The organism is Bradyrhizobium arachidis, assembly GCF_015291705.1.
Taxonomy (GTDB): domain Bacteria; phylum Pseudomonadota; class Alphaproteobacteria; order Rhizobiales; family Xanthobacteraceae; genus Bradyrhizobium; species Bradyrhizobium arachidis.
Genome location: NZ_CP030050.1, coordinates 6,225,235 through 6,236,147, shown reverse-complemented (window position 1 = coordinate 6,236,147; position 10,913 = coordinate 6,225,235). Strand labels below are relative to the sequence as shown.

The 10,913-nt window shown below is 65.4% G+C and carries 10 protein-coding genes; 9 read left to right on the top strand and 1 reads right to left on the bottom strand.

The window, feature by feature from the left end; all coding sequences use genetic code 11:
- Nucleotides 1-445 precede the first annotated feature (445 nt).
- The 8 genes from WN72_RS29085 to WN72_RS29050 all read left to right on the top strand — a co-directional run bounded on the left by WN72_RS29085 (nt 446) and on the right by WN72_RS29050 (nt 9,795).
- The gene (locus tag WN72_RS29085) at nt 446-1,603 is read left to right on the top strand and encodes a thiolase domain-containing protein (protein ID WP_028146251.1); all 1,158 of its coding nucleotides are present in this window, start codon (nt 446-448) and stop codon (nt 1,601-1,603) included.
- Entirely contained in the window at nt 1,603-1,992 is a 390-nt protein-coding gene (locus tag WN72_RS29080; RefSeq protein ID WP_027559852.1) for a Zn-ribbon domain-containing OB-fold protein, read from the top strand. Before WN72_RS29085 ends, WN72_RS29080 begins: the two co-directional genes overlap by 1 nt.
- Before the next feature lie 220 nt (nt 1,993-2,212).
- On the top strand, nt 2,213-3,073 hold the full coding sequence (locus WN72_RS29075; protein WP_092220647.1) for a MaoC family dehydratase: 861 nt from the start codon (nt 2,213-2,215) through the stop codon (nt 3,071-3,073).
- A 178-nt stretch (nt 3,074-3,251) separates the two neighbouring features.
- A complete protein-coding gene (locus WN72_RS29070) occupies nt 3,252-4,130 on the top strand; it encodes an SDR family oxidoreductase (protein WP_092220649.1) in 879 nt (292 codons plus the stop codon).
- Between the two features lie 106 nt (nt 4,131-4,236).
- Entirely contained in the window at nt 4,237-5,190 is a 954-nt protein-coding gene (locus WN72_RS29065; protein WP_092220652.1) for a dihydrodipicolinate synthase family protein, read from the top strand.
- Between the two features lie 4 nt (nt 5,191-5,194).
- The gene (locus WN72_RS29060; RefSeq protein ID WP_092220654.1) at nt 5,195-5,989 is read left to right on the top strand and encodes an NUDIX hydrolase; all 795 of its coding nucleotides are present in this window, start codon (nt 5,195-5,197) and stop codon (nt 5,987-5,989) included.
- A 79-nt stretch (nt 5,990-6,068) separates the two neighbouring features.
- Nucleotides 6,069-6,983 (top strand): DMT family transporter, encoded by a 915-nt coding sequence (locus WN72_RS29055; RefSeq protein WP_092220657.1) that lies wholly within the window; start codon nt 6,069-6,071, stop codon nt 6,981-6,983.
- A 124-nt stretch (nt 6,984-7,107) separates the two neighbouring features.
- Nucleotides 7,108-9,795 (top strand): PAS domain S-box protein, encoded by a 2,688-nt coding sequence (locus WN72_RS29050; RefSeq protein ID WP_027559846.1) that lies wholly within the window; start codon nt 7,108-7,110, stop codon nt 9,793-9,795.
- Here the strand turns inward: WN72_RS29050 and WN72_RS29045 are convergent, their stop codons facing one another.
- Nucleotides 9,796-10,146, bottom strand: a complete 351-nt coding sequence (locus WN72_RS29045; protein ID WP_027559845.1) for a GrlR family regulatory protein — start codon at nt 10,144-10,146, stop codon at nt 9,796-9,798.
- Nucleotides 10,147-10,405: 259 nt separating this feature from the next.
- On the opposite strand from WN72_RS29045, the gene WN72_RS29040 reads away from it, so the two are divergent.
- Entirely contained in the window at nt 10,406-10,906 is a 501-nt protein-coding gene (locus WN72_RS29040; RefSeq protein WP_027559844.1) for a hypothetical protein, read from the top strand.
- The last annotated feature ends 7 nt before the right edge of the window (nt 10,907-10,913 follow it).

Genomic DNA, 10,913 nt, shown 5'->3' with positions numbered 1-10,913 from the left:
TGAAATCAACCACCGTTCTACTGTGCATGGGGTTGTTTTCAAAAGAAGGCCTCTTCTGATAAAAAGAAAGGCGCTTGCGCCGTCGGGCAAAACACCTTTAGGACTTTGCTGTCGCTCGTCATTGCTTCGCTGAATTCGCAATGGCGGTGCCGAGGCAAACGGGCAATGGGTCACCGTCATCCTGAGGTGCGAGCCTCTTCGGCGAGCCTCGAAGGACGACGGCCCGGCTCTCGCGGCGCGAGTGTCGATGCAGCTCGGCCGTGCATCCTTCGAGGCTCGCGGCGCGATGCTTTGCGTCGCGCCGCTCGCACCTCAGGATGACGGGGCGGGAGAGTTGCGCCAAGCCGCTGCCCTCTCGTCCGACGGAATATTTCCGCGCTTGCCAATCAGGCCGGTGCGGTTCAGAAAAAAGAGCCAAGAAGAAACGCGAGCGGAGACCTCTGTTTTGACCATCAAGGGCAAGGCCTACATTGCCGGGATCTACGAACACCCGACCCGGCATGCGCCGGACAAATCCACCGCCCAGCTCCATGCCGAGGTCGCCAAGGGCGCGATCGAGGATGCCGGGATCAGCAAGGACGATGTCGACGGCTATTTCTGCGCGGGCGACGCGCCCGGTGGCGCCTGGCCGATGGTCGATTATCTCGGCCTGAACACCAAAAAGCTCCGCCACGTTGATTCCACCGAGACCGGCGGCTGTTCCTACATCATTCATCTCGGCCACGCCGCCGAAGCCATTGCCGCCGGCAAGTGCTCGATCGCGTTGATCACGCTCGCCGGCAAGCCGCGTACCGGTGTGATGCCGCCGCGTGCGGCCGGCGCGGAGGTCGATTTCGAGTCCGCGTATGGCGCGACCACGCACAATGCCTATGGCATGTGTGCCATGCGCCACATGCACGACTATGGCACCACCAGCGAGCAGCTCGCGTGGATCAAGGTCGCGGCCTCGCATCACGCGCAATACAATCCGCATGCGATGCTCAAGGACGTCGTCACCGTCGAGGATGTGCTGAACTCGCCGATGATCTCCGATCCGCTGCATCGCATGGATTGCTGCGTCGTCTCCGACGGCGGCGGCGCGCTGATCGTGACGACGCCGGAAATCGCCAAGAGCCTGAAGAAGCCGCTGGTCCGCCTGATCGGCCATGGCGAGGCCATGAAGGGCCCGCGCGGCGGCAAGGATCTCGACCTCACATACTCCGCCGGCGTCTGGTCCGGCCCGCGCGCGTTCGAGGAAGCCGGCATTACGCCGAAGGACATCAAATACGCCTCGATCTATGACAGCTTCACCATCACCGTCTTGATGCAGCTCGAGGACCTCGGCTTCTGCAAGAAGGGCGACGGCGGCAAGTTCGTCGCCGACGGCAATCTGATCTCGGGTGTCGGCAAGCTGCCGTTCAACACCGATGGCGGCGGCCTCTGCAGCAACCATCCCGTCAACCGCGGCGGCATGACCAAGATCATCGAGGCCGTCAGGCAGCTGCGCGGCGAAGCGCATCCGAAGGTGCAGGTCAAGAATTGCGATCTCGCCATCGCCCACGGCACCGGCGGCCTTCTGGGTGTTCGCCACGCCGCCTCGACGGCCATTCTGGAGCGCGTGTGATGAGCGAAGCGAAAAAGTATCCGGCCCCGGTGACGAACCCCGAGACCGCCGCATTCTGGGATGCGGCCAAGCAGGGCAAGTTCATGATCAAGCGCTGCACCGCCTGCGGCGAAGCGCATTACTTCCCACGCTCGATCTGCCCGTTCTGCTACTCCGACAAGACGGTGTGGGAAGAGGCGTCGGGCGAGGGGACGATCTACACCTGGAGCCTGATGCGGAAGTCACCGACCGGTCCTTACGCCATCGGCTACGTCACGCTGAAGGAAGGACCGTCGGTGCAGACCAATTTCGTCGACTGCGATCTCGAGAAGCTGAGGATCGGCCAGAAGGTGAAGGTGGTGTTCAAGCCGACCGACGGCGCCCCGCTGCCGTTCTTCACGCCGGCCTGATGTGATGCAAGACGTAACCCTCTCCCCTTGCGGGAGAGGGTGGCAGCCGAAGGCTGCCGGGTGAGGGGTCTCTCTCCACACGAGAAGTGTCATTGCGGAGGCAACCCCTCACCCGAGTGAGTTTGTTGCAAGGGCGGTGCTGCCCTCTCCCGCAAGGGGAGAGGGCACATTCTCAACCGCCGTTGCTCGCTGAGAGGAATACCGGGAGGAAACCAGAAAAATGTCCGCCAGATACGAAGAACTCAAAGGCCTGAAAAACCTCGGTCAGAAATACGCCTACGGCGATCGCGAGGTCATGCTCTACGCCTACGGCATTGGCCTGGGTGCAGACCCCATGGACGAGAACGAGCTCGCCTTCGTCAACGAGGGCACGTTCACGCCGCGGCCGCTGAAGGTGGTGCCGACCTTTGCCTCCGTTGCGGCCTGGGGTTCGGGTCCCGGCGAGATGAACCTCAACCGGGTGATGGTGGTGGACGGTGAGCGCGACATCACCTTCCATCAGCCGCTGCCGGTGGCAGCCAACATCACCGCAGAATCCTCCGTGCTCGAGGTCTACGACAAGGGCAAGGATAAGGGCGTCGTCATCAGCCACCAGACCGTGCTAAAGAACGAGAAGGGCGAGAAGCTGGCAACGCTGGTTGCCTCGCGCTTCGCGCGCGGCGACGGCGGCTTCGGCGGGCCAAACCTGACCCAGCCCGATCCGCACAAGATCCCGACGCGTTCGCCCGACAAGACCATCGACATCGTCACGCGTCCGGACCAGGCGCTGGTCTATCGCCTCTGCGGCGACCGCAATCCGCTGCACTCTGATCCCGAATTCGCCAGGAAGGCCGGCTTCCCGCGCCCGATCCTGCACGGCATGTGCACCTACGGCATCACCTGCCGCGGCGTGCTCCAGACCTATGCCGACTACGACGCCAGCGCGTTCCGCCAGCACGTCGCGCGATTCTCTTCGCCCGTCTATCCCGGTGAGACCGTGACCATGGACCTCTGGAAGGACGGCAACGTGATCTCGTTCGAGGCCAAGGTGAAGTCGCGCGGCGTCACCGTGATCAAGAACGGCAAGACGGTGCTGGGTTAGGCGGGCGCCGATGTCTCGCTCCCTCGCCCCGTTCTTACGGGGAGAGGGCGGGGTGAGGGGCTCTCACCACGAACCGAGACTGTAGTGAGACCTGTACCCCTCACCCGATCGCTACGCGATCGACCTCTCCCCGCAAGCGGGGAGAGGTGAAGAAAAAAACAAACAGGGAGAAGCCACCATGGGACTACTCGACGGCAAGGTCGCGCTGATCACCGGCGCGGGAGGCGGGCTCGGTGGGGCCTACGCCAAGCTGTTCGCGAGGGAAGGGGCCTCGGTCGTCGTCAACGATCTCGGCGGCCCCCGCGACGGCTCAGGCGCCGACAAGTCGATGGCGCAGCAGGTGGTGGATGCGATCAAGGCCGAGGGCGGCAAGGCGGTCGCCAACGGTGCGGACATCTCCACCATGGAAGGCGGCCAGTCGGTGTTCGACGACGCCATCAAGCACTTTGGCCGCGCCGACATCCTCGTCAACAACGCGGGTATCCTCCGCGACCAGACCTTTCACAAGGCCAGCGAGGCCGACTGGGACAAGGTCATCAAGGTGCATCTGAAGGGCACCTTTTGTTGCACCATGCCGGTGTTTCGCTGGATGCGGGAAAACGGTGGCGGCGTCATCGTCAACACCTCCTCGACCTCGGGCCTGATCGGCAATTTCGGCCAGACCAATTACGGCGCGGCCAAGGGCGGCATCTGGGGCCTCTCCAACGTGCTGGCGATCGAGGGCCGCAAGTACAACATCCGGATCTGGACGCTCGCCCCGGGCGCGCTGACCCGCATGACCGCAGACCTGCCCCGCTATAAGGAGAACCCCGGCGCGGCGCTGGGGCCGGACGGCATCGCGCCGGCCGTGCTATACATGGTTAGCGATTTGTCGGGCGACCAGACCGGCAAGGTGCTGGGCGTGTCCGGGCCCCGCGGCGTGCGCGAAATGCGGATGATGGAGATGGAAGGCTGGAAACCGCCGCACTCGGGCTGGAACGCCCAGGACATCGTCGATCACGCCAAGGAGATCTTCTTCTCCGAGGAGCAGATCAAGATGGGCGCGCGGAGGTTTTAGCTGTTGTTGTCGTTCCGGGGCGATGCGAAGCATCGAACCCGGAACCTCGAGATTCCGGGTTCGCGCTGCGCGCGCCCCGGAATGACGGAGAAAGAGAGAGAGACTGATGAAACTCACCGCCGACGCCAAGGGCACCTTCGCAATCGCGCCGACGCCGTTCCACGACGACGGCCGGATCGACGAGCGCTCGATCGACCGCCTGACCGATTTCTACGAGGAGGTCGGCTGCGACGGCGTCACGGTGCTCGGCATCCTCGGTGAGGCTCCCAAGCTCGATGCCACTGAAGCCGAGCAGGTGGCGGTGCGCTACGTCAAGCGCGCCAAGAAGATGCAGGTGATCGTCGGCGTCTCCGCACCGGGCTTTGCCACCATGCGCTCGCTGGCGAAAGCCTCGATGGACGCCGGCGCGGCCGGCGTGATGATCGCGCCGCCGCCCTCGCTTCGCACCGACGACCAGATCGTCGGCTATTTCAAGCAGGCGGCCGAGGCGATCGGCCCCGACATTCCCTGGGTGCTCCAGGACTACCCGCTGACCCTCTCGGTCGTGTTCACTCCCGCTGTGATCCGCAAGATCGTCATGGACAATGCGAACTGCGTGATGCTCAAGCACGAGGACTGGCCGGGCCTGGAGAAGATTTCGACCCTGCGCGGCTTCCAGAAGGACGGCTCGCTGCGTCCGCTCTCGATCCTCTGCGGCAATGGCGGCACATTCCTCGATTTCGAGATGGAGCGCGGTGCCGACGGCGCCATGACCGGTTACGCGTTCCCCGAGCTGCTGATCGACGTCGTGAACCTCTCCAAGGCCGGCAAGCGCGACGCCGCGCATGACATCTTCGACGCGCATCTGCCGCTGATCCGCTATGAGCAGCAGCCCGGCGTCGGCCTCACCGTACGCAAATACGTGCTGCAGAAGCGCGGCATCATCGCCTCCAGCGCGCAGCGTAAGCCCGGCGCGACCATGACGGCGACGGCAAAGGCGGAGGTCGACTACCTCTTGTCGCGCGTCGCCCGTTTCGACAAGCGCGCCAATCTCGGCCCGCAATCCAGCGCTGCAGGTTAGTTGAATGCCCGAGACATCAGCATCACGCCCGGCCTCGACGATCCTCCTGCTGCGCGATGGCGTCAAGGAAATCGAAGTCTTCATGATGGTCCGCCATCATCAGATCGAGTTCAACTCGGGCGCGCTGGTGTTTCCGGGCGGCAGCGTCGATGCCGGCGACAACGAGATCGTCGCCCGCGCCGACCTCTATTCAGGCGGCGAGGGCTTGAGCGAAGCGGGCCGCGGTTTTCGGATCGCCGCGATCCGCGAGACCTTCGAGGAGAGCGGCATCCTGCTGGCGCGGTCGAAGGACACAGGCGCGCCAATCGATGCCAAGCGTGCTGGCGAGATCGCAGACGCGCACCGCATTGCGCTCAACGAGCACAAGATCAGCTTCCTCAGCATTCTCGCCGACAACGGCCTCCAGCTCGCGCTCGATACGCTCGTGCCCTATGCGCACTGGATCACGCCGGAGGGCATGCCGAAGCGGTTCGACACCTGGTTCTTCCTCGCAGCAGCGCCGCCCGACCAGCTCGGCGCGCATGACGGCCGTGAGTCCACCGACTCCATCTGGGTCTCGCCGCGCGAGGCGGTGGAGGGCGGCGAGAGCGGCCGTTTCAAGCTGCCGTTCCCGACCACGCGCAATCTGATCCGGCTCGCCAAGCAGCCAAACGTGAACGCTGCGATGGAGCACGCCCGCGGCATGTCCATCATCACGGTGATGCCTGTGATGACCAAGACCGAAACCGGGCGCCAGCTCCGCATCCCTCGCGAGGCAGGTTATGACGGCGAGGTGTTCGAGGTCGGCGCGGTCGGCTGATACACTTCGACACACAACGAAGTATTAGCGAGCGGGGACGCGCTAGGTTCCGTCTATTGCGAAATGGACGGGACGGACGATGGATATCAGGCAGGACACCAACATCGCCGTCGAGCTGGCGCTGCTGGTCGCGCTCGCAACGCTCTGGGGCGGCTCCTACACCTTCATCAAGCTCGGCGTCGCCACCATCCCGCCGATCACGCTGATCGCGGCGCGCACGGCGATCGCGGGGCTGCTGCTGCTCCTCGTGATGTGGGTGAGGGGCATCAGGATGCCGACGGATGCCGCGACCTGGCAGCGCTTCGCGTTCCAGGCCGTGCTCAACAGCGTCATTCCCTGGACGCTGATCGCATGGGGCGAGCGCCACGTCGATGCCGCGCTTGCCACCATCCTCAACTCGGCCGGACCGATCTTCACCTTCCTGCTCACCGCAATCGTCACCCGCCACGAGGCGACGACGCCGCGAAAGCTGTTCGGCGTGGTCGCAGGCATGGCCGGCATCCTGCTGATCGTCGGCGTCGATGCGGTTCATGACATCGGCGGCGGCATCGTTGCGGAGGCCGCGATCGTCGCCGCCACCATCTGCTATGCCTGCGCCGCGATCTTCGGCCGCAGCTTCAAGGGCCTCGATCCCATGGCGCCGGCGGCCGGCTCGCTGCTGACGGGGGCGGCGGTGCTGATCCCGGCCTCGCTGGTCGTCGAGCAGCCCTGGATGGTAACGCCCTCGCTGAGCTCGGTGCTGGCCCTGCTTGCGCTCGCCGTATTCTCGACCGCGGCGGCGTTCGCGATCTACTTCCGCCTGATCCAGACCCTGGGCTCGGTCGGAACCACCGCGCAGGCGTACTTGCGTGTTCCCATCGGGGTCGCCATCAGCGTCGCCTTCCTTGGCGAGACCCTGAGCCGGACCGCCTGGATCGGGCTCGCCTGCGTCGTCCTCGGCGTCGCCGCCATGACGATCCCGGCTGGCCGGCGGGCCAGCGCCAGGGCGTCATAAAGTCGAGACGGAGGAGGGCGGTAGGCCGGAATATTTAAGGATATTGGACGTCCCGAGGCATGTTCCCCCGGGCCTGCAATACGTCGTATATTGGGCTACCAGTAGCCCGGTCCTCAAAACACCAATGTCCGCCGAATTGACGCCGACCCCTGAGAAAAAGCGAACATTCTCGCTCTCCATCGGCCAGCTCACCTTCGGCAGCTTCCTCCTGGTGCTGGCGGTGATCCTCGTCACCTCGACCGCGAGCGTTATCGCGATCCGGCACATCGACACGACCTTCGCCGAGCTCCAGCGGCTCCAGAGCGTCGGCGACCTCGCCGAGGACATCGACCGCCGCATGAACGAGCTGCGGCTCGCCGCGCGCGACTTCGTCACTGATCCCGGCGCCGGCATCCAGTTCAAGCAGGTGGGCGAGGCGGCCTCGACCCTCAGCGACATCCTGAAGAAGACCCGCATCGAGCTCGCGCCCGAGCAGCAGGACATGATCGACGGGGTCACCGAGCGGCTGGCGACCTATCGCAGCGGCCTGGAGCGGATCTCGACCCTGATCGACCGACGCGCCCAGCTGCTCGCCGGCCTGCCGCCGCTGCGCGACCGGTTCGACGCAGCGGTCTCCGGCACCGCGGACCGCGAGCTGGCCTCCCGCCTGTCCGAGGCGCAGAGCCGGATCGCGCTCGGCCTGCTGGCGCGCAATCCCTCCGCGGCCGAGCAGGCGGCGCAGGGCATGCGGACGATGGACATCGCCGATAGCGGGTTGAAGACGGCCGTTAACGACTACGCCGAGGCCATCATCGCGGTCGCCGTCCGGGAGCGGCAGATCGCCGACATCGACCGCGAGGTGCTGGGCACCGAAGGCCGGCTGATCGGCCGCGTCACCGAGCTGCTACGCGATGTCAGCGACCGCCGCGGCCACGTGCTGTCGCGCGACTTCGCCCGCACGCTTGCGGAGGCGCGGTGGCAGAGCATCGTGCTCGGCAGCGTCGGCGTGCTGATCGGCATGGTCGCGGCCGCCTTCGTGGTACGGCGGACCGTCCGGCCGCTGGCAAAGATCGCGCGATCCATTCGCGCGCTCGCGGCCGGCGAGAAGAACACCTCGATTCCCTCGGCCGACCTCGACAACGAGATCGGCGACATCGCGCGCGCAGCCGAAGTGTTCCGCCGCGCGCTGGAGGAGGCCGACACCGCGCGCGAGGCGGCGGTGCGCGCGCTCACCGAGCAGCGCCTTGCGGAAGAGAGCTATCGGAAGCTGTTCGAGGGCTCGGTCGACGGCATCTACGTGACGACGCCGGCCGGCGACCTCCTCAACGCCAATCCGGCGCTGGCGCGGATGATGGGCTATGACAGCCCGCAGCACCTGATCGACAGCATCAACGACATTGCCCACACCATCTACGTCCTTCCCGAGGCGCGCGACGAGTATCAACGGCTGATGGCGCGCGACGGCATGGTGCGCGAGTTCGAGTACCAGGTGCGCCAGCGCAGCGGCAACATCCTGTGGCTCTCCGATAGCGCCACCGGCGTGCGGGACGAGCAGGGCAACATCGTCCGCTACGAGGGCACGCTGCGCGACATCACCGACCAGAAGCGGGCGGAAGACGCCATCGCCGAAGGCCGGCGCCTGCTCCAGCAGGTTATCGATACCGTGCCGGCGGTCATCAACGTCAAGGACCGCGACCTGCGCTACGTGCTGATGAACCGCTACATGGCCGGCATCTTCGGCATCGAGCCCGGTGACGCGCTTGGCCGCACCACCGCGGACCTGATGTCGCGCTACGGCGCGGCCAAGACCGACGAGAACGACAAGCGCGTGCTCAGGCTGCGCAAGGGGCTCGGCTTCTACGAGGAGGAGTACAAGGACGCCGCCGGCAACATGCGGCAATGGCTGGTCAACAAGCTGCCGCTGCTCGACGCCGACGGCGAGATCGAGCGGATCGTCACCGTCGCGCTCGACATCGGCGAGCGCAAGCGCGGCGAGCAGGAGATGCGCAAAGCCAAGGAATCCGCCGAGACCGCGCTGCGCAATCTGCGCGAGACCCAGGCCTCGCTGATCGAGGCGGAGAAGCTCGCGGCGCTCGGACGCCTCGTCGCCGGCGTCGCGCATGAGGTCAACAATCCCGTCGGCATCAGCCTGACGGTTGCCTCCGCGCTGGAGCGCAAGACCGCGACGTTCACCTCCGAGGTCGAGCGCGGCGAGCTTCGCCGCTCCACGCTCAACGACTTCCTCAACACCAGCCGCGATGCCTCCTCGCAGCTCGTCTCCAACCTCAACCGCGCCGCCGAGCTGATCCAGTCGTTCAAGCAGGTCGCGGCCGACCGCAACTATTCGGACCAGCGCAATTTCGATCTCGGCGACCTCACCGAGCAGGTGGTGATGAGTTTGCGGCCGGGCCTGCGCAAGCACAATCTGACGCTCAACGTCGAGTGCCAGCCGGATCTCACCATGAACAGCTATCCCGGTCCCTACGGCCAGGTGCTGACCAACCTGTTTCTCAATTCGGTGGCACACGCCTTCCCGGACGGCCGTCCCGGGACCATCGACATCCAGGTGCGCGAGTCCGGCAAGGACAATGTCGAGATCATCTTCTCGGACAATGGCTGCGGCATGTCGCTCGACGTTCGCCGCCGCGCGTTCGATCCGTTTTTCACGACCCGGCGCGACCAGGGCGGCACCGGCCTCGGCCTGCACATCGTCTACAGCATCGTCACCAATCGCCTCGGCGGGCGGCTCGATCTCGATTCCGAGCCCGGCGGCGGCACGCGTATCCAGATGATCCTGCCGCGCACCGCGCCGCTTGAGCAGGCCGCGGAATAGCTAATCGGCGTCAGCGAGCCGGTGCAGGGTGGCGCCGAAGATCTGGCTGGCCTTGCCGACGAGAGCCGTGCCGGTCATCTCCGCGCGAGTGTCTGTGAAGGTGCCGCTGACGCCGATGCCGACTGGGGCAGGGCCTCCGAACAACGGATTGTCATCGCCCCGCGGCGAGGTGTGGCGCTGCACCAGCACCTCGCCCTTGAAGGTGTTGTCCTTCACGGTGTAGCTGCCGGTGTAAAACAGGTAGGCGTCTCCGCCAAGAATCCTGCCGTCGCGAAACAGAATCACGCCGCTGCCCTTGCCGACTCGACCATCGAGCAGACTCACGTGAATCGAATAGAGGCCGTTCTTCATAACGTCCCGTAGGCCGGCCGCCATCGCCCAATGGCGCAACCGGTAAAGCTTTTATGCCAAAGCGCAATCCCGCGCGCAACGCGGCAGTTTGCCGGCCGCCAAGCTGTCCCCGCAACGCGCACCGTAATTGTCCCGACTTGTCTGTGACACCGATATGACGGTCTCATCATGAGGCGAGGCCAGTCGTTGCGAATCAAGTTGGCCCGCGAAATGCATAACCATTGTTGCACTGGCCGCGGGGTGCTGGAGCAAGACAAACGTGAGCAACTGGATCGATTCCGGCGGCGATGAGCCGCGTCTATACAGTGCGCGTCCCACGATTTGCAAAAACGAACGATGGCGGATTGGCAGCGCGGCACGCTGGCGAGGTGTGACGAAGCTGGCCTGCGCAATCGCGCTGATCGCGCTCGCTGCCCCGTTCGGGCACGCGCGCGACCGCGGCCAGTTCGTCAACACCAACGCCGATCTGAAGGCCTGGTTCGACGGCCTGCGCAGCGGCAAGGGGCCGTGTTGCTCCGATGCCGACGGCTCGGCGCTCTCGGATACCGACTGGGAGAGCAAGGACGGGCACTATCGCGTCCGCATCCCGCGTTCGGGCTCCATGCTCGATCGCCAGCAGCAGCAGGAGATGGTCTGGGTCGACGTGCCCGAGGAGGCCGTGATCTCGGAGCCGAACCGGGTGGGGCGCACCATGGTGTGGCCGATCTACGGCTACATGGGCGTGACCATCCGCTGCTTCATGCCCGGTAGCATGACGTAGCGCCACC

Excerpts from the sequence above, each read along its gene's own strand:
- WN72_RS29080 (WP_027559852.1), top strand. The coding sequence starts at position 1,603 with ATGAGCGAAGCGAAAAAGTATCCGGCCCCGGTGACGAACCCCGAGACC.
- WN72_RS29075 (WP_092220647.1), top strand. The coding sequence starts at position 2,213 with ATGTCCGCCAGATACGAAGAACTCAAAGGCCTGAAAAACCTCGGTCAG.
- WN72_RS29070 (WP_092220649.1), top strand. The coding sequence starts at position 3,252 with ATGGGACTACTCGACGGCAAGGTCGCGCTGATCACCGGCGCGGGAGGC.
- WN72_RS29065 (WP_092220652.1), top strand. The coding sequence starts at position 4,237 with ATGAAACTCACCGCCGACGCCAAGGGCACCTTCGCAATCGCGCCGACG.
- WN72_RS29060 (WP_092220654.1), top strand. The coding sequence starts at position 5,195 with ATGCCCGAGACATCAGCATCACGCCCGGCCTCGACGATCCTCCTGCTG.
- WN72_RS29055 (WP_092220657.1), top strand. The coding sequence starts at position 6,069 with ATGGATATCAGGCAGGACACCAACATCGCCGTCGAGCTGGCGCTGCTG.
- WN72_RS29050 (WP_027559846.1), top strand. The coding sequence starts at position 7,108 with ATGTCCGCCGAATTGACGCCGACCCCTGAGAAAAAGCGAACATTCTCG.
- WN72_RS29045 (WP_027559845.1), bottom strand. The coding sequence starts at position 10,146 with ATGAAGAACGGCCTCTATTCGATTCACGTGAGTCTGCTCGATGGTCGA.